Consider the following 17,752-nt stretch of genomic DNA (forward strand, 5'->3'; position numbering starts at 1 on the left):
GTCAAGGAGAATCTGCATACTTACACTATGACTATTTTTGCACATAAGTGACAAATTTGTCTTTTGCTACTTCTTGAGAAAAAACCTGATGTCCATTTTTTTCAAACTCTTCTATTAAAGGCTCAGGTTTAAAATCTGATGTTATCTGTAATATCTCACCATTTTGCATTTTACGTAAAATATTATACGATTTTGCTAAAGGATTTTCTTCTTTATCAAGCAGTTCATTGGCATCTATAGACTCTTTTGGCTCATTAGCTATCCATTCAGGTGCTTTTTCTGCTTCTGTTTTTTCTACCGCTTTAACTTCTACAGGAGTTTGTCCTACAGCTACGCGAAGCTGATTAAGCAGATCCATAGGATCCATGCCGCCGACAACTGCAGCCTGACGTACTCCTGCTATTTTTGCAAGTGTTCGTCGCAGTACAGGATTATTAAGTTTTTTAAATTTTGGATTTATCTTAATGAGGATATCTTTCATCCCTTCATAATCATTCAGTAAATCTGCAATTTTTGTCTCTAATGTTATCTCTTTCATCTCTTACTCTCCTTGAAAAGGCCTTCTAAAAGCCTTTTAATAGATCTCTCATCTGATCTTACTGTAGCGATCTGTCTGAAATCCACCTGCATCTTCCACTCCCTTTTATTTTACGATTGTAACAACAAAGGCACCTCTAAAGTCACCTTTTTTATAACCGACTGCTTTGTCATTTGGATATTTCGCTTTGATGAGTTTATATGCTTCGGGATCTCTTGCCTGTGCATCTCCATGACAAGTAAGACAGACACCTTTTTGGATAAAAAGAGGTTTATAAACTTTATAACTGTTTTTAGCAATCTCTTTGACGATCATCTTCGGTACTTTTTTACCGGCTTTCACATCTGCTTGAATCTGCTCTAGTACTTTTACCTCATCTGCTGTTGGTTTATCTGCAGAGTTTCTATATTTAAGTGAAATTCTTCTTGCACTTACACCCTCTTTATAGCTTTTATTTACCTCTGCAACAAGTTTAGAAGCTTCCTCTGAACAAAATTTAGCCGCCTGCACCACTCCACCTACTTTCATATTTTGTTTCATATGATTTTTGAGTGTTTTACCCATTTTCATCATGGCAGCTTTTGCCTCTTGTTTGATTTCCTTGTTTGTTGCAGCACTTAAAAGTGTTGCACTTGCTACTAACATCATTGATAATGCAATTTTTTTCATTTTTCTTCCTTATTTTGAGTTTGCGTTTTAATATTTAACGCTTTTGTATCTAAAAGTGCGTCGGCTATCTTTTTTCTGGCACCTTCGATGAGACGTGAAAAGGTCGTGCGTGAGATACCCATTTTATCGGCACACTCCTGCTGATAAAGGCCTTCATAATCCACAAGACGAATTGCTTCCATCTCATCCTCACGCAACACTACCCACTCCAAATCCGTTTTTCTTACGCCACATGGTTTAAAACAGACACCGCTGTGATCAGCATCTATAATGCGCTCTTCAAAGAAAAAAACCTCTAAAGCAGCTTCTCATAAATTGTATTTTCGAGTTTTTTCTTTATGACACTCTCTACTAATCGCATTAGCAGACCTTCATGCTCACTTTTTATTGTTTTCACCGCTGCTGCTAAAGCTCTGATATCATACTGACTCGGGTAGCTTTCAGGAACTTTTTTATCAAGACCTAGCAGTGTATAAACCGCTGTGATAGCTGAACGGACAGAATACTCAACAGTAAAGACACAATCACCCTCTATTTCACAAAACTGCCCTAAAAAGGCTAGATTTACGCTGTCTTTTGGTACGACCTGCGGTCTGTCCCCTGCAACTCTCGGCATAAACTGGCTTGTGATGTATGGCATCATAGCAGGAATGACTATACACTCATCAACATACACCTGCATATCCTGCTCTTCAATGCCAAAATGATACAGTAACTCTTTGAGCAGCTCTTCTCCTGAGCAATCACTCATCTTTTTATCTATAAAGTCCCCTGTGTTATCAGGAAAAAGTGCATACGCCCAAGCCACGGTATAATCAAAAGGCTGATTTTTAAACTGCGGTTGTCTGTTAACCGTGACGCTCATAAGCCAGCTCGAATCTTTGATGGTAATAATTCCACCCGTTGCCGTTCTGTGAAGCAAAAATTTTCGCTCAGCAAAGCTTTCTAAAAGTTGGCGCAGTTTCGGGCCTTTTGCAGTTATAGTAAATGACTCCCATTTTGTTTTGTCTATGTCACCGCAAAAAACTTCCGGTCTTCCAAACGCAGCATCTTTTTGTGCTATCTTTTTCCACAGCGCCCAGCACGCGCCCTCGCTGCGATTTAAGACGGGAGCCGTGTTCATATCGCCAAGCGTAGAGTTTTCCACCATAGAACCGTTGGTAAAAAAGACAAGATCATCTTCACTTGTTTGTATAACCTCTTCCTTGCCCTCTTTAAGAAGATGTATGGCGGTTACTGTTTTTCTATTTGGCTGGATGTCTATGTCCAAATCTGTTACAGTAGTGTTAAAAACAAAGTTGACACCTTTTTCCTCAAGGAGCGTTTTTAAAGGCAGTGTCAATGATTCATATTGATTGTACTTAGTAAATACCAATCCCCGCATCGTACTCATACCCGGTAAAAGATGGATAAACCGGTGCATATAACGCTTCATTTCAACAACACTGTGCCATGGTTCAAAAGCGAACATACTTCGCCAGTAAAGCCACATATCTGTCTCAAAATAAGAAGACTCAAAATACTCTTCAACACTTAGAGCGCCCAAATCTTCCTCTTTTGTCAAAAGTAGTTTTGTCAGCTCTTTTATATGTTTTTCTTCTAAACCTAAGCCCGTTGAATGCTGCTTTTCACCTCTGTTATAAATCACCCGTACTTTTGAAAAATTCGGATCAATGTCATTGAGTGCCTTAAACTCCTCTAATACAGTTCTGCCCTCTTCCTCAAGTGAAGGCACCGCACCGTAAAGGTCCCATAAACACTCATAATGCTCTTCCATCTCACGCCCGCCACGTGCCACAAAACCATCCTGCGGGTTGCCGGTACCGTCAAGTGCTCCACCCACTAAACCACTCTCTTCAAATATCGTTATCTGAGAGCCTTTCATGTAGCCATCACGCATCAAGTATTCTGCCGCAGCCAAAGAGGCTATACCCGATCCGATTAAAAAAGCTCGTTTATTTTCAATGTCTGCAGGTTTATGTGGATGGACTCTTTGATAATTATTCATGATTGGGTATCCTTTTCATAAAATTTTTACTATTAACCATTATATAACAAAACAGAGGAAGAAAAATTGAAACTGACTTTTTTAGGTACAAGTGCGGGCAAGCCGACAAAAGAGAGAAATGTCACAGCCCTTGCTCTTGAGTTTGACCAGGATAATAAGTGGTATCTTTTTGACTGCGGGGAAGCTACGCAACATCAAATACTCAAAACTTCACTCTCCATCGGAAAACTCTCTGCAATCTTCATCACACATCTCCACGGTGACCATTACTACGGACTTCCCGGACTACTCTCATCAAAAACACTCGACAAAGCCTTTGCTCCGCTGAGCATTTATGGACCAAAAGGCTTAAAGCAATTTATAGAGTGTGTTATGGACATTTCAGAGGAGCATCTGGGTTATAAACTCGAAATAATAGAAATAAAAGCAAATACTGTATTGAGTTTTGACAAGTTTTCACTCAAAGTTCTTCCACTTGTACATTCTGTAGAGAGCTTTGCCTTTTGTTTGCAAGAACATAACATCACAAACAAACTTGATGAAGCCAAGCTGCGGCAGGAAGGTTTGGAGCCCTCGCCTTTCTATGGGGAACTTAAACGCGGAAACGACATAATACATGAAGGAAAAGAGTTTGTCTCAAGTGAATATATGCTCGCACCCGTACAAGGACGAAAATGTATCATAGCCGGAGATAACAGTGAGCCTGATGTTATGGGAGAATATCTTGACAACCTTGACCTGCTTGTTCATGAAAGCACCTATACGCAAGAAGTTTATGATGCCCTGCCGACAAAATTTCTACACACCACGGCAAAAAAGTTAGGTGAAGTTGCACAAAAACATCATATAAAAAATCTTATAGCAACACACATCAGTGCAAGATATTCACAAGGCAGTTCTTATGACGCACAGATGATTTGTGATGAAATAAAAGTTTCTTACACAGATAAATGTTTTGTGGCGAATGATTTTGATATTTTTTATCTTTCAAGAGAAGGAATGCTTGAAAAATTATAAATCATCTCTTTATTACATTATGTGCACTATCATTACATAAAAAGATTTCAAAAGATATAAAGTGCTGCATTAAAGAAGCTCATCTTTTATGGTAACATCTTTATACTTTTCTTCCAGTATCGTTGCCGCTATGCCATTACCATAACGCAAAATATTTTTTTCACTGTCTAAAATCGGTGTTGTTCCATAACCGCATGAAGGTGATTTTGACTTGAGTACTATGGCATCTGCCTGAGGATGCATTTTACAAAAGCTCTCTATCTCCTCACGCAGCAGCTCGGTCACATCTCTATTTGTCTCATCAGTAATAATACGTTCTTTACCATCCACGTCAACAACGTTGATGCGCTCACGCGGCGTTCCAAAAAGAGGAGCCTCAGGGCAGAAAGGAATAATTTCATAATCTTTATAGGCTTCTACTACATCATGAATCTTTTTCGTTTTCCCATCATAACGGCAATACTCTCCTAAGATGCAAGCAGAGATAATGGCCTTTTTCTTAGCAGATGACAACTGATTTTATCTCCGTCATCTCTTCAATGGCAAACTTCGGTCCCTCACGCCCGACACCCGAGAGTTTCACGCCTCCATAAGGCTGAATGTCAAAACGTAGCGTCGGCATATCGTTGATGACAATGCCACCGGCATCAAGTTCATCAATGGCACGGTTTGCCAGATTCAGATCATTTGTAAAAACAGAAAACTGCAGTCCGTATGGAGAGTCGTTCATTCGCTCAATGGCATCATCGAAGCTCTCAACTTTCACAAGTGAGACAATCGGTGCAAAGACCTCTTCACAGACTATTGCCATATCATCACGCACATTTGCCATCACGCACGGATGGAACACTCTTCCCTCTACATGCGGCACAAGCAGAGGAATAGCCCCTTCTTCTATGGCAGACTCAACCCATCCCATGGCACGTGCGCAGGCTTCATCATCTATAAGCGGCCCCATAAAGGTTTCATCATCATAGGGATTGCCGACTTTGAGTCGCTTTGTTGCTGCTGCCATCAATTCGGCAAACTCATCATAGATATCTGCTTCAACATAAATACGCTGCAGCGAGATGCAAACCTGTCCTGAATTGACAAAAGCGCCAAGAACACACTTCGTTGCCGCCTCTGCCAGATCAGCCGATTTTTCTATGAAAGTAGCTGCATTCCCGCCGAGTTCCAAACCTACTTTTTTAATGCCTGCATTTTTTGTGATGATATTCCCAACTGGAACACTGCCCGTAAATGAGATAACGCGAGGAATATCAGAAGTAATCAAAGCACTACCAACCTCTGCATCACCATAAACGACACTCAGTGCATCCGGCACGGCATAATCATTTTCAATAAAGAGCTTGGCAAATTTATAAGCCGTCAGCGGTGCTTCCGGAGTTGGTTTGAGAACAACGGCATTTCCCGCAACAAGGGCAGGTCCGAGTTTATGAGCAACAAGATTCAATGGAAAGTTAAAAGGGGTAATGGCAACAACAACACCTACCGGTTCACGACGGAAAAAAGCCATCGTTTTCTTACCAGAAGGCATCGCGTCCGTATTGATCGTCTCGCCATGCATCGTACGCATCGTCTCAGCAGAGAGCGTCAATGTCTCGATGCAGCGCTCGACCTCAATACGTGCAAAAGTGATAGGCTTACCAACCTCATCGGTAATGGTCTTAGCCATCTCTTCTTTGTTCTCACGCAGCTTCTGTGCTACATCTAGTATCCATGCACAACGTTGTGCAAGTGTTGATTTTTTGGCGAATTTTGCCGCGTCCTTTGCAATGTCAAGTGCTTTTTTCGCATCTTCTTCGCTGCATACTGGAGCACGAGAGACTACTTCACCGTTAAATGGCGACCTTCTCTCGCTCAGTTCCTCTTTTGTTACCGGATCTGAACCAAAAAATATTTTTGCATCCATAATAAATTCCTTCAAATATATTGAAGAGATTATATCATTTAATTAGTTCAATTTCTTCTGAAGAATTGGCATCTGGTCTCTCATCAGCGTCCAATAGTGAAAGATCCGCTTCATCGAGCAGTTCCATATGTGGAATTTTAATCGCTATAACGATAAGCGCCACTCCAAAAATCAAAACAAAATAGGGAGCAAAAGCACCACTCACGTTGGCTAAAGACTCTTTACCGAAATTTGTACCCATCAATGGTTTAAAGATAGTATCATAATATTTTGTAAAGACATATCCGCCAAAAATTCCGCCAATTGCACCGACAAGAACATCAATTCTTCCTTCGGCTATAGAGACAGGACCCGTTCCAGGACATTTTCCAAGTATTGCCATAGATATCCCAAAAAGAATACCTCCGACAATCAGACCAGAGAGGATCATCGGCTTAATATGATACGCAGCATAACCCATCTTTATCTCAAAAAAGAGCCCTATACTGGTGATACCTATCGCTAAAAAGAGCATTTTTGGAATGGTCGTGTCTTTGAGCATTGCAAAGCCGGCAATTTTTTCAAACTTATCTACACGCGTGTACTGAATAATACCACCAAAGATAATTCCTATGATAAAAACAATAGCAAAGGAACCGTGCCCCTCATTTTGTACAATATTGTACATCGCTTCTGTACGTGTCAACACAAAATCAAAATATTCACCTATACTCATTTTGAATCTCCTGATTTGTAAAACAGTTTTCCTGTAATAATTAAAGAGACAAGAACGACACCGCCAAAAATCATGCTGCTAAATGCTGTCTGACTCATACCTGATAAAAAATGTCCCGATGTACAGCCGCCGGCAAGTCTCGCACCTATGATAAGAAAAAAACCTGCTACAAAACTCCAGATAAGACGAGAGATGACAGAACTGTTTTTATATACTTTCCAACCCGTAGGCATGATACTGAAACGAAATGATTTCGTAATGAACACAGAAGTGATAAAACCGCCCACAAGTGAACCTAAAAGCATCACACCTTCCCATGCACCGGGCTTTTCAATCTCTTGAAGGTACGTATAATGCTCTGGATTCATAGCAAAAAGAATCCCCGCATAATACGGTACATATGTCGATGCTCCAAGGGGTCTGCCTGCACCAAAACTTGCAAACGTGTAGAGGAGTAAAAGCGACATTAAAATACCGCCCATCCACCAGGATAATCTTCTTCTCATTAGTTTTCCTTATGATAGATATAAATAATTGCAAAATTATACTCCTATCTCAATTAACAAACGGTAACTTTAGGTTATAATTTCACTATGAAAAAACTATTATTGATACTTATTTTAATAACGACACTTTTCGGATATGAAACGGATAATTGGATTCATGACTATTCAAAAGGCCTCAAGCTCGCACAAAAAGAGCAGAAGAACATCTACCTTTTCATTGGTGCCGATGCCTGTAAATTTTGTAAGATCTTTAAAGAGAAGACACTTTCACAAAAGAGTGTTATGGAAAGACTCCACAAAGACTATATCCTCATCTATCTCTCACGCGACCGTCATTTCATCCCGGATAAATTTCAAAGATATGGCGCACCAAGGCACTACTTTTTAGATCAAAACGGAAAAATTCTCTTTGAAACTTTTGGAGTACTCGAGCCGGCAGGTTTTTTCACAATTCTCGATGAAGCGGATCTAAACAGCGAAAATTAGTAATCAAAAATATGTTCTAATTTAACAATCCCTTTTGGCGGTAAAAAAGTATCTATGACTGCCAATCTTTTATTATTAAGAACGTTTGCAAGTTCTGAAATTTTTACATCGTTGATGCATCTTGCATACTTCTTGTTTGAAAGTATAGGTGTCTGTATCATACACGGCATCGTATCTATAATCTTTTTCTCTCCTACTAAAGAGTACAAAATAGAACTGCTAGCATCATTCCCTGCAATACTTTTAAAAGAATAGCCTTTTCTTGCGTACTTCAAACTTTCATTTTTGAACTTGTCATATCTCGGAAAATCCATATCTAAGAGTACATTATCTTTACTCAGCTCTACTCTTGTAGTCGGCAGAGCTTCCTCATAGCCGACTTCCGTGAAGAAGCCAATAATTTTTGCATAAAGAAACTTTACCGTATACTCCTGTGTCAAAGCAGACTTACGCTCGCATTTACGTAAAAAATCTTTACCAAAGAAACTATTTAGTGTATAAATGCCTCTTATTTTGGAGACAAAATCAAACTCATACCAGAGCCGATTCTTTATAAAATCAACATATTCCTGTGCCACTTTCTGACCATACTCCTGCTCGCTTACTCTCTGAGATGATTGCGTGAGAGCAAAAAATTCTGCGACTGAATGCCCATAGATATATTTAATGAGATACTCAACGCTTGTACTGACACCTATGGTCATGATCATGACGTGATAGCCTGTGTTAAATTCAAAATGTTTCTCTTTTGTCTTGGCATACATTTTTTCATAGCTTCCCCAGAACTGTCCAAGGTGTCCGAGGTAATTAAAATCGTACGAGGGATGATCTTTTAAATAATACGCATACTCCTCAGGACTAAAAACCAAAAACCATTCCGGATAGGTCAAGTAAGTCTGGTCTGCACCTCTTTTATAGCTTGCATCTTGTGAGAAGAGAAGTGTAGCCAAAAGTAATATGGAAAGAAAAAATCTATGCATCAGCTGCTCTTTTTTTCAAAAGCAAGCAAAATATTTTCACTTGGATCACCATACTGTTTCAATCTTTTACCGCTATCTTTAAAACCTGCCATCTCAATATCATCAACTATGGTCTCAATCGATTCGAACTCTCGCACTTCAGACCTTTCATTCTTCAGACTTTCCCCTGTAACTGCATTGAAAACTGCATGAATCAATGAAACGAACTTAAACATGTCATCATCACAAACATCATGCTCTCTTAATATAAATACACCGTTGTTTCTCAGTCGTTTATAAATCAGTTTATGTATTTGCAAACGTTTTTCTTTTTCAATATGATGCAGTCCGCCATACACAGTAATCAAATCCAAACTATTCTCATCAATACCCTGCAACAGTTCAATTAGACTTTCACCTTCTTTAATATAAAACTCTTTTGTAGCTTTTACAGGAAAATTTCCGAGTAATTTGTCTATATCTAACGGAATAGTTTTACTATAAAATTTGCTTGGTTTTTTTATATCTGTCGGTTCAATGAACAGCGCATCATATATATCATGACCCAACAATTCTTTTGTCTGCTCTTTTATCATTTTATTCTGGATCAAAAGTTGTTTTATTATATTTACAGTCGAAGATGGACTTAACAATATTTTTGCCGAAAGTTGACACTCTTTTTGAATATAGTTATATATTTCATCACTATCTTCATATTTTTCAAGCCCTTGCAGCGTTGAATGAAAGACTCTCTTTTCATCACTTCTAAATACATAGAGCAAGAAGTCATACAACTTATCTTTATATTCGTCTTTGTGTAAAATATCATAGAAGTTTTTAGGGTCATATGTATTCTCTTGATAAATATACTTCTCAAACAGAGAATTTCTAAATTTGTATTCAGGATCAAATTCTTTTTTCTTTTTAGCAAAAACTTCAAAATTAGGATATGCCTGAAGCAATTGCTCCTTTGTAGCATGTGGTTGATATGGAAGATAATAAGTTCCTCCTTCACTTATAGCCGCATCAATGGCTTTTCGTGTCCACACAGCCACTGCATCTTTTTCTTTTTGAGATGTTCCTTGTTTATAATAGACGACAAAAGCCAATACCTCACTCCTGCTCCAACTCAGTAATGAATCCGTATTGGCAATTGAATGACGAATGGAAATATTTAAAATATTAGCATTATATGCAACAAATACTTTTGCGATTTTTTGTATAAATGATTCTGCATTCTCTTTTGGAATAAAATATTCTTGCAACACATACGTAGAGTTTTTTCTACTTAATGGTTCCAACTCGGCCACATCATAGCTTGCTTCATAATTTCGCTTATATACCCTCGGCTTTGCAAAAATAACTTTGTCATATAAGTACTCTCTTCTGAGTGGCCCGAATGGAGTTGATGATATTGCCCACAGAGCATACATTTCCAATGGATAGAATTTTCTCACATCCTGAATGCGTTTTTTTTGCGTTACAGCATCTTCAGTTTTAACCCATGTAACAGAATTCACTTTATTATAATGCGGTGGGTAAATATCTGCATTATGAAAAACAGACTTCTCATCTTTTGTTATGAAATCTAAATTTTGCAAATACTCGCTGACTCGCATTTTCTTATTTATTTGCTTGACATTGACATTTTCTGCCAAACAAAGTGTTATATCAGTTACAATACCGATGCTTCCATAACCTCCGACTAACATTTCAAAGTATTCTCTGTTTTTCTCTCTGCTGGCTTTCTGTTCTTCAGCATTCACATCTATGAATCTAAACTCTTTGATAGAAAGTGCCAATGGACCTGCTCCAATATAACGTCCATGAACATTGACACTTAAACTGCCGCCCACTGTAAAGTTGGAATACGTTTGCATTATTGATATAGAGAGATCATATTTGTCTATCTCTTTTTGTATCTCTTTCCATGTTATTCCAGCATTGACTGTTATCTCTTTTTTTTCCGTATCAAGATGAAGAATTTTATTATATTCTCGCATATCAACATGAACAGAATTTTTGCATGCTGTCTGCCCACCCATGCTGTAATGGCCGCCGCCTACAGATATACTTTTGTAATTTTTTACAATATCTTGAATTTCTTCAATACTTTGAGGGTATAAAACACCTGCCACTTTTACAGGGTTAAGAGTTGTAACATCATTGATGCAATTTTTTTTCAACATGATAAACAGCCTAATAATAACTTTTTCTTATTCTATCTAAAAAAAGTGATATTTACCTATATATAACGATATACTAAAATGTAATATTCTCTACTATTTCGATATTATTCGGTGTAACAATAAGTCCATCAAGCATGAAATCAATATCTAAAGCATTTTTTTTCATATATACATGCGCTGTTTTAATAATGCGTGCAAGTTTTGTGGGTGTAATGTTTTGAATAGCGAGCTCATAATCTTCACCGCTTTTTACCTCGATGAAATGAACAACTGCATCTTTTTTTGCAATGATATCCACCTCACCAAAGTGGGAATAAAAATTTCTCTCTATGATGCTGTAGCCATGTTCTAACAGATATTGTACCGCCGTATCTTCTGCTTTGTTACCTTTTGCTCTGCTCATTCTATGTACTTTATTTTTTTTAACTGTATCATACAATAAAAAGTAGTATACTTATAACAAATCAGACTTTTTACAAAAGGATCTCATCTATGAATATGCACAAAATAGTTTCCGGATTTTTCTTTATCCTTGCCATGACCATAAACTTCGGCTTTTTTTATGGAAATCCGGAAGTATTGATTGACCACAGTGCCTATGAGCTTTTTGCAGCGATCGTCGTCAACCTGATTGCAACCGTTTTAAAACTCGGCGACAAGACACAGCTCGGTGCTGTACTGCTTGCAACGAGTCTTGTGGCAGATATCCAGCTTATCGCTTCTGCAACGGTTTGGACGATTGCCTACTATGTTTATCACGACATGGGTCCCGAAGCAACAACGGCCATTGTCTCACTCTCAGGTGGTGCCCTTTTAGCAAACATTGTCTCGGTTATTCTCTTTATCAGCGATACAGTAAAATCTAAAAGATAATACAGCGATATGAATGATCAAATTTTCTGGATTGTTCTTAAACGATTAAGAATACCTTTTCTTGTCATCATTGTCACCTTTGCCATATCTATCTTGGGACTCACGCTTATAGACGGCGTTGATGACCAGGGACATGTTTACCACATGACCTTTTTCGATGCTTTTTATTTTGTCAGCTATATGGCCAGTACCATCGGTTTCGGTGAAGCACCCTACACCTTCACCTACTCTCAACGTATCTGGGTCAGCGGCATCATTTACCTTACGGTTATCGGCTGGTTCTATGCCATCGGTTCTATTGTTGCACTTATTCAGGATGAAGCACTCAGAAAAGCGGTGCAAAGAAATCGTTTCAACAAACAGGTTCGCAGTCTGACCGAACCTTTTTACATCATGCTCGGTTACAACAGTGTCATCAAAAACATCATCAACCGAATCCATGCCAACGATTACCGTTTTGTCGTTTTAGACAAAGACAAAGCAAAGATCGATGCACTAATGTTAGAGAATTTCTACCCTCATGTGCCGGCGATAGACGGCGATGTAACAAATCAGCAAATGCTCAAACTTGCCGGAATCCATAGAAAAAACTGTGTCGGCATTATCTCTCTCTTTCGAGATGATACAAAGAACACACAGATAGCAACGGTCTGTAAACTGCTCAACAAAAAGATTGACATCATTGTAAAAGGGAGTTCACCACAGCACCTTGAACACTTCAAATCGATGAATCTCAAACATATTCAAGACCCCTTCAATACTATCTCAAAGAGAATTTACTACAGTATTACCGCCCCGCATATCTGGCTTTTGGAGATGTGGGCATACGGGCACAGTCTCAATCTTCGAAAACGCGACCTCTTTCCAAAAGGAAAATATATCATTTGCGGTTACGGACGAATGGGACAGGCACTTGAGATCGGTCTGAAAAAAGCAAATATAGAATATGTCACCTATAAAATAGATTCAAAAACATACCAAAAAGAAAAAGGAACGACACTCTTTGGTGATGAAGAAGATACACAAAAACTTCTCGACCTTGGCATCAGCGATGCGGCCTGCATCATCGCTGCAACAAAAGATGACCTGCTCAATCTCACCATCTTGAACAAAGCGAAAAAACTCAATCCTGAGATCTTCACCGTAGCACGTGAAAATGCCATTGAAGAGCTTACAATGTTCCAGGCAGCTAAGATAAATAAGATCTATGTTCTTGAGAAGATTTTGGCCGATACAACCTATACTCTGCTTTCAAAGCCGCTTCTTGATGCCTTTGTACATGAAGTTCGTAAGAGGGATGAAGCATGGGGCGAGATCATCGTAAATATGCTCAACAATATCATAGGCGGTACTCCGGACTATTTTGAGATTGCAGTAAATAAAGAAGAAACGTATGCGCTCGCACTCGAACTGGAAAAAGGAAAAAAAATAACACTGGCAAATCTTCGACGTTCACGTGAGAATAGAGAAGAGCTGCTGCCTATTGTCTTTTTACTTTTAAAACGAAAAGGTGAAATCTTTTTAATTCCCGATTCACAAATGAACATAGAACTTGACGATCAGCTACTCATCGTTGCCGATAATGAAAACAGAGAAGACTTTGAGTACATCATCAACAACATTTATGAACTTGACTATATTTTAGAGATTGAAAGGCCCAAACTTTTTGGGCTCTTTTAGCAGTTTATAACTTCTACTTTTATCGTTTTAAACGCAGCCGTTAAAATAAGCTCATCTCTAGCATCCCCAAAGAGAGCATTAATTCTACTTTTTGCATGATGGAAAGTTGCAAAGAGCGTCTTTGGCTGCACCTTATCAGTGATTTTTACTGTAAGGGGATTTGTCTCTCCGTAGGCTGATTTGAGTATGACTTTTTCACTCGTAAAATCAGCTGCATCATCTTCACATACAAGTAAAATATCTTCATCATATCTGTCATTGAGCTTTTGGGAGCGTTTTGTTTGTGCAGCATTATTATAATGTGCAAGTGTGCGTCCCGTTGTCAAGTGATAACCTTTGAGATTTTTCTCTATAATCTCTTTTATCATACCGCGCAGTTCATACTGTTTGTATTTAAAGTACCCGTAACCATCTTCCGTTCTAAAATCCAACTGATGTAAAATCGGTGTATCTTCGGTATGAACAGGCCACTGCAGTCCACGTTTTCTATGTTTTTCAAGCCGATGATAATCTGCACCGCTGAAACGTCTGTATGCGACGCGCTGCACTTCACTCCAGACATCTTTGCTCGATTTATAATCAGCACTCCCGCCCATTTTATTATCTAGTATCTGCAGCACTTCCCAGTCATCCGGCAGGTCTGATTTGACAAGCGGTTGAGAAAGGTGCAGACGACGCATTGCATTGACATAGACACCCGTCTTTTCATAAGCGGACTTAACGCCCACAACAATATCCGCACGGCTCGCTACATCGGTCATAAACAGCTCCTGTACAAACAGCAGCTCCAACTCCTCAAAAGCACGGTCTATTTTATTGAGATTCGGATGAATATGCGTGAGGTCCTCACCAATATTAAGTACTGCTTTAAGGCGTCCTTCAAGCATTTCATCGACAAGTTCAGGAGTCATAAGTCCCACCTCTTTTGGCTCTTGATAATCAGGATCGTAATACGGAAGCATTCCCATGTCACAAGTTCCCTGAACATTGTTCTGTCCACGAAGCGGCATCAGTCCAGCACCCTCTTTTCCAATATTTCCAGTCATCAGTGCCAAGTGTGTAATGGCCATAACGGCATATGAGCCGTCAAGATGTTCCGTAATGCCAAGTCCCCAAAAGATCATCGATTTTTTAAGTGCATACTCACGTGCAACCTTGCGCACCATTTTTGAAAGATATTCATACCCCTCTATTTCGTTAAAATAGTCAGGATTTGCATACGGGTCGTTCAGTATCTTCTCTTTAAATTCAGCAAAACCTTTTGTTCTGTCTTCGATAAAACTCTCATCATATAACTCTTCGTCAATAATAACGTAAGCGAGCATATTCAAGATAAGAAGATTTGCCTCATGCGGCATGATCGCTTTGTATTTTGCAAAACGATGCAGTTTTATCTCACGCACATCAAAAACAGCCAGGTTGTCTTTTTCCCGAGCAACATCCAAGATACGGTTTGCGATGATAGGGTGCGCTTCGGTAGTATTTGAACCGATAACGATCATAAAATCAACATTATAGATATCATTGTACGGATTCGTTGCCGCCCCTTCACCAATAGTTGCGCGCATCCCTTTGAGTGAAGGTGAGTGGCAAACACGCGCACAGTTATCTACGTGAGGAGAGTTAAGAGTATGACGGGTAAATTTTTGAAACAAATAAGAAGACTCACAAGAGGTACGCGCACCTCCGATGGAAGCGACAGATTTACGACCATACTCTTTTTGAATCTCTCCCAGTTTCATCGCACATGCAGTCGTAGCCGCATCGAGATCACACTCGTACCAGGTATCATCAAAATCAACAAGAGCCGAAGCGACCGCTTCTTTTATATCAGGATTTTTTTCTAAGAAACTTTTACGAATACGAGGCACTCGAAGTCTATCCTCAGCATCAACGAAATCATAGCCGTATTTCCCTTTTATACAAAGTTTTCCCTGACTTACCACACCGTCAGGATGCGCAAATACTTTTTTTATCTTATTCTCTTTTGTATCGATATGTGCCGCTATATCACATCCCACTCCACAGTAGGTACATACGCTGTCTATCGTTTCTATATTTTCCATTTTTCCACCCTTCTCTACTCTTGAGGCTATTTTGCAAGATTTTTAAACAATGTTTTTTGAGGCTCAGACCAAAGGGAGGATTTGTCCTTAAAAAATATTGTTTAAAAATCGGCTTTATGCAATATTAGTTTGAAAGATAGTTTACAATCCTTTGACTTAAAGCTGACGGAAGTAAGTTCATGAACCTGATGATTAAATAAAATCTAAGCGGAAAAGCATAGAACTCTTTTCCTTTGTCAATAGCATTTTTCATTCTTAAAACTCCCTCACTTGTTTCAAGTAAAAAAGGCATTGAAAAATCATTCTTATCAGTCAACTCACTCTTAATAAATCCGGGTAAAAGGGTAATGATCTTTATCCCATACGAAGAATATTTATAACGAAGGCCTTCTGCATAGGCATTAAGTGCACGTTTGGAAGAAGAGTATACCTTTGAAGATGGCATTGAAAAAAGGGATGCCAAAGAGGAGATAAAAACAACTTTGCCGCTTCCATGCTCACGCAGCTTTGGCATCAAAACTTCCAAAATAGCATGATTTGAAAGCACGTTGACATCATAGAGATTTTTAAATGCTGCTATCGTCGGTATATCCTCACTGTGACCCAAAGAAACACCTGCATTGAGAATGAGCATATCAACACTACCGATACTCTCTATCTTCTCTTGCAGTAGAGCAAAGTCTGTCACATCAACAACAATAATTTTAACAGATTTACAGTGTGGAGAGATTTCTTTTTGAAGTTGTTGCAGTTTTGCCTCACGACGAGCCAGTAAAATAAGCTCATTATCTTTTGAAGCATACTGACGGGCAAACTCGGCACCAAGGCCACTACTTGCACCGGTAATGAGGATTTTCATTTCAGAAGTTACACTATCCTGATCATCACAGGTTTTGCATGAACGAAATCAAGAGCTTCAAGTTCTTTCATCATCGCCTGAATATCTTTTTCAACAGCCAGATGTGTAGAGATAAGAAGATTGGCTCTCGCATCTTCACTTGGACGCTGCAGCATTGTTTCTATAGAGATACTGTGTGTTTCAAAGATTTTTGTCAATTTTGCAAGTACGCCCGCTCTATCTGAAACATTGATACGCAGGTAGTATTTTGACTCTATCATATCTGCAGATTTGAGTGTGAGTGTATTGCCTTCCATTGGACGGTTAAATCCCAACATAGGCGTTGATTTTCCACTTCTTGCAATGTCAATGATATTGGCAACTACAGCCGAAGCCGTTGCATCACCGCCCGCTCCAGGACCATAGTAGAGTGTTTCACCCACTTTGTCACCCACAACAGATATACCGTTCATCACACCATCTATTTTTGCGATCATCTCTTCTTGCTTTATCAGACAGGCATGCACACGCAGTTCAACTTCATTGCCGTCTTTTTTGGCGATTCCAAGCAGTTTGACGGCATAACCAAACTCTTTTGCAAAGGCGATATCATCCTGTGTCACTTTGTCAATACCCTCAATAAGAATATCTTCGGGTTTGGCGTCAATGCCGTATGCAATACTTGCCAAAATAAGCAGTTTATGCGCTGCATCAAAACCACCGACATCAAAGGTAGGATCCGCTTCGGCATAGCCTAGTTCTTGCGACTCTTTTAATATAGCGTCATACGCCACACCCTCATTGGTCATCTTCGTCATCATGTAATTACAGGTACCGTTCATGATACCCATAATAGACTCTATATGGTTTGCAGAAAGTCCGTCACGCAAAGCATTGATGATAGGAATACCGCCGGCAACACTCGCTTCAAACTCAAAGGGAATATTTCCTGCGAGGTCCTGCAGCTCATATCTGTGATATGCCAAAAGTGCTTTGTTCGCAGTGACAACTGCTTTACCGCTTTCAAGAGCGCACTTGACAACTTCAAACGCTTCATCGACACCACCCATGAGTTCTACAACGATATCTATCTCATTATCGTTTAGAATATCATCGACATTGTCCGTGAGTGTGATGTCAAGTCCTCTCTCTTTTGCAAGATTTTTAACAACACCGCTTTTAACAACAATGTCACGTCCCGCACGTGCAGAGATGACATCTGCATTCTCTTTTAAAATGTTTGCGACACTTGTCCCAACTGTTCCGACACCAATAATTCCGACTTTTATCATA

The 17,752-nt window shown here is 39.2% G+C and carries 18 protein-coding genes; 4 read left to right on the top strand and 14 right to left on the bottom strand.

Going from position 1 to position 17,752, the window contains the following annotated elements:
* Positions 1-31 precede the first annotated feature (31 nt).
* The 4 genes from FM071_RS09045 to FM071_RS09060 all read right to left on the bottom strand — a co-directional run bounded on the left by FM071_RS09045 (position 32) and on the right by FM071_RS09060 (position 3,215).
* Positions 32-538, bottom strand: a complete 507-nt coding sequence (locus FM071_RS09045) for a DUF1858 domain-containing protein (RefSeq protein ID WP_193110676.1) — start codon at positions 536-538, stop codon at positions 32-34.
* A 105-nt stretch (positions 539-643) separates the two neighbouring features.
* Positions 644-1,207 (bottom strand): Tll0287-like domain-containing protein, encoded by a 564-nt coding sequence (locus tag FM071_RS09050; RefSeq protein WP_193110677.1) that lies wholly within the window; start codon positions 1,205-1,207, stop codon positions 644-646.
* Positions 1,204-1,479, bottom strand: coding sequence for a DUF134 domain-containing protein (locus FM071_RS09055; RefSeq protein WP_193112069.1), 276 nt, complete (start codon positions 1,477-1,479; stop codon positions 1,204-1,206). The genes FM071_RS09050 and FM071_RS09055 overlap by 4 nt, the downstream gene beginning before the upstream one ends.
* 23 nt (positions 1,480-1,502) lie before the next feature.
* Complete coding sequence (locus FM071_RS09060; protein ID WP_193110678.1) at positions 1,503-3,215, bottom strand: oleate hydratase; 1,713 nt, start codon at positions 3,213-3,215, stop codon at positions 1,503-1,505.
* 66 nt (positions 3,216-3,281) lie between these two features.
* On the opposite strand from FM071_RS09060, the gene FM071_RS09065 reads away from it, so the two are divergent.
* On the top strand, positions 3,282-4,232 hold the full coding sequence (locus FM071_RS09065) for an MBL fold metallo-hydrolase (RefSeq protein ID WP_193110679.1): 951 nt from the start codon (positions 3,282-3,284) through the stop codon (positions 4,230-4,232).
* Between the two features lie 69 nt (positions 4,233-4,301).
* Here FM071_RS09065 and FM071_RS09070 read toward each other — a convergent pair whose 3' ends face one another.
* Genes FM071_RS09070 through FM071_RS09085 form a run of 4 tightly spaced genes read right to left on the bottom strand, consistent with a single transcriptional unit; the run spans position 4,302 to position 7,368 of the window.
* Positions 4,302-4,745 carry a 2-thiouracil desulfurase family protein gene (locus tag FM071_RS09070; RefSeq protein ID WP_193110680.1) on the bottom strand — a complete coding sequence of 148 codons (444 nt, stop codon included), beginning with the start codon at positions 4,743-4,745 and terminating at the stop codon, positions 4,302-4,304.
* Positions 4,732-6,147, bottom strand: coding sequence for an aldehyde dehydrogenase family protein (locus FM071_RS09075; protein ID WP_193110681.1), 1,416 nt, complete (start codon positions 6,145-6,147; stop codon positions 4,732-4,734). The genes FM071_RS09070 and FM071_RS09075 overlap by 14 nt, the downstream gene beginning before the upstream one ends.
* A 34-nt stretch (positions 6,148-6,181) precedes the next feature.
* Positions 6,182-6,862 (bottom strand): YeeE/YedE thiosulfate transporter family protein, encoded by a 681-nt coding sequence (locus FM071_RS09080; protein ID WP_193110682.1) that lies wholly within the window; start codon positions 6,860-6,862, stop codon positions 6,182-6,184.
* The gene (locus tag FM071_RS09085) at positions 6,859-7,368 is read right to left on the bottom strand and encodes a YeeE/YedE thiosulfate transporter family protein (protein WP_193110683.1); all 510 of its coding nucleotides are present in this window, start codon (positions 7,366-7,368) and stop codon (positions 6,859-6,861) included. Before FM071_RS09085 ends, FM071_RS09080 begins: the two co-directional genes overlap by 4 nt.
* 87 nt (positions 7,369-7,455) lie before the next feature.
* On the opposite strand from FM071_RS09085, the gene FM071_RS09090 reads away from it, so the two are divergent.
* Positions 7,456-7,854 carry a thioredoxin fold domain-containing protein gene (locus FM071_RS09090; protein WP_193110684.1) on the top strand — a complete coding sequence of 133 codons (399 nt, stop codon included), beginning with the start codon at positions 7,456-7,458 and terminating at the stop codon, positions 7,852-7,854.
* Here the strand turns inward: FM071_RS09090 and FM071_RS09095 are convergent.
* The 3 genes from FM071_RS09095 to FM071_RS09105 form a co-directional block, all read right to left on the bottom strand.
* Positions 7,851-8,834: a hypothetical protein gene (locus FM071_RS09095; protein WP_193110685.1), complete on the bottom strand. Its 984-nt coding sequence runs from the start codon at positions 8,832-8,834 to the stop codon at positions 7,851-7,853. The two genes, FM071_RS09090 and FM071_RS09095, sit on opposite strands and share 4 nt — an antisense overlap.
* The gene (locus FM071_RS09100) at positions 8,834-11,002 is read right to left on the bottom strand and encodes an FAD-binding protein (RefSeq protein ID WP_193110686.1); all 2,169 of its coding nucleotides are present in this window, start codon (positions 11,000-11,002) and stop codon (positions 8,834-8,836) included. Before FM071_RS09100 ends, FM071_RS09095 begins: the two co-directional genes overlap by 1 nt.
* Positions 11,003-11,075: 73 nt before the next feature.
* Positions 11,076-11,405, bottom strand: coding sequence for a YraN family protein (locus FM071_RS09105; RefSeq protein ID WP_193110687.1), 330 nt, complete (start codon positions 11,403-11,405; stop codon positions 11,076-11,078).
* An 89-nt stretch (positions 11,406-11,494) separates the two neighbouring features.
* Between FM071_RS09105 and FM071_RS09110 the strand changes: the two genes are divergently transcribed.
* Positions 11,495-11,875, top strand: a complete 381-nt coding sequence (locus tag FM071_RS09110) for a DUF6394 family protein (protein ID WP_193110688.1) — start codon at positions 11,495-11,497, stop codon at positions 11,873-11,875.
* 9 nt (positions 11,876-11,884) lie between these two features.
* On the top strand, positions 11,885-13,555 hold the full coding sequence (locus FM071_RS09115; protein ID WP_193110689.1) for an NAD-binding protein: 1,671 nt from the start codon (positions 11,885-11,887) through the stop codon (positions 13,553-13,555).
* Here the strand turns inward: FM071_RS09115 and FM071_RS09120 are convergent.
* The 3 genes from FM071_RS09120 to FM071_RS09130 all read right to left on the bottom strand — a co-directional run bounded on the left by FM071_RS09120 (position 13,552) and on the right by FM071_RS09130 (position 17,751).
* Positions 13,552-15,621, bottom strand: a complete 2,070-nt coding sequence (locus FM071_RS09120; protein WP_193110690.1) for a molybdopterin oxidoreductase family protein — start codon at positions 15,619-15,621, stop codon at positions 13,552-13,554. The two genes, FM071_RS09115 and FM071_RS09120, sit on opposite strands and share 4 nt — an antisense overlap.
* Before the next feature lie 124 nt (positions 15,622-15,745).
* Positions 15,746-16,480: an SDR family NAD(P)-dependent oxidoreductase gene (locus tag FM071_RS09125; RefSeq protein ID WP_193110691.1), complete on the bottom strand. Its 735-nt coding sequence runs from the start codon at positions 16,478-16,480 to the stop codon at positions 15,746-15,748.
* 8 nt (positions 16,481-16,488) lie between these two features.
* Positions 16,489-17,751, bottom strand: coding sequence for a homoserine dehydrogenase (locus FM071_RS09130; RefSeq protein WP_193110692.1), 1,263 nt, complete (start codon positions 17,749-17,751; stop codon positions 16,489-16,491).
* Position 17,752: the final 1 nt, after the last annotated feature.

The sequence above is a fragment of the Sulfurimonas paralvinellae genome (assembly GCF_014905135.1).
In the GTDB taxonomy this organism is placed as follows: Bacteria; Campylobacterota; Campylobacteria; order Campylobacterales; family Sulfurimonadaceae; genus Sulfurimonas; species Sulfurimonas paralvinellae.

Bases quoted from the DNA above. Each gene is read 5' to 3' on its own strand.
- FM071_RS09060 (WP_193110678.1), bottom strand. From the start codon at position 3,215: ATGAATAATTATCAAAGAGTCCATCCACATAAACCTGCAGACATTGAA.
- FM071_RS09075 (WP_193110681.1), bottom strand. From the start codon at position 6,147: ATGGATGCAAAAATATTTTTTGGTTCAGATCCGGTAACAAAAGAGGAA.
- FM071_RS09115 (WP_193110689.1), top strand. From the start codon at position 11,885: ATGAATGATCAAATTTTCTGGATTGTTCTTAAACGATTAAGAATACCT.
- FM071_RS09105 (WP_193110687.1), bottom strand. From the start codon at position 11,405: ATGAGCAGAGCAAAAGGTAACAAAGCAGAAGATACGGCGGTACAATAT.
- FM071_RS09050 (WP_193110677.1), bottom strand. From the start codon at position 1,207: ATGAAAAAAATTGCATTATCAATGATGTTAGTAGCAAGTGCAACACTT.
- FM071_RS09090 (WP_193110684.1), top strand. From the start codon at position 7,456: ATGAAAAAACTATTATTGATACTTATTTTAATAACGACACTTTTCGGA.
- FM071_RS09085 (WP_193110683.1), bottom strand. From the start codon at position 7,368: ATGAGAAGAAGATTATCCTGGTGGATGGGCGGTATTTTAATGTCGCTT.
- FM071_RS09125 (WP_193110691.1), bottom strand. From the start codon at position 16,480: ATGAAAATCCTCATTACCGGTGCAAGTAGTGGCCTTGGTGCCGAGTTT.
- FM071_RS09100 (WP_193110686.1), bottom strand. From the start codon at position 11,002: ATGTTGAAAAAAAATTGCATCAATGATGTTACAACTCTTAACCCTGTA.
- FM071_RS09110 (WP_193110688.1), top strand. From the start codon at position 11,495: ATGAATATGCACAAAATAGTTTCCGGATTTTTCTTTATCCTTGCCATG.
- FM071_RS09080 (WP_193110682.1), bottom strand. From the start codon at position 6,862: ATGAGTATAGGTGAATATTTTGATTTTGTGTTGACACGTACAGAAGCG.
- FM071_RS09120 (WP_193110690.1), bottom strand. From the start codon at position 15,621: ATGGAAAATATAGAAACGATAGACAGCGTATGTACCTACTGTGGAGTG.
- FM071_RS09045 (WP_193110676.1), bottom strand. From the start codon at position 538: ATGAAAGAGATAACATTAGAGACAAAAATTGCAGATTTACTGAATGAT.
- FM071_RS09130 (WP_193110692.1), bottom strand. From the start codon at position 17,751: ATGATAAAAGTCGGAATTATTGGTGTCGGAACAGTTGGGACAAGTGTC.
- FM071_RS09095 (WP_193110685.1), bottom strand. From the start codon at position 8,834: ATGCATAGATTTTTTCTTTCCATATTACTTTTGGCTACACTTCTCTTC.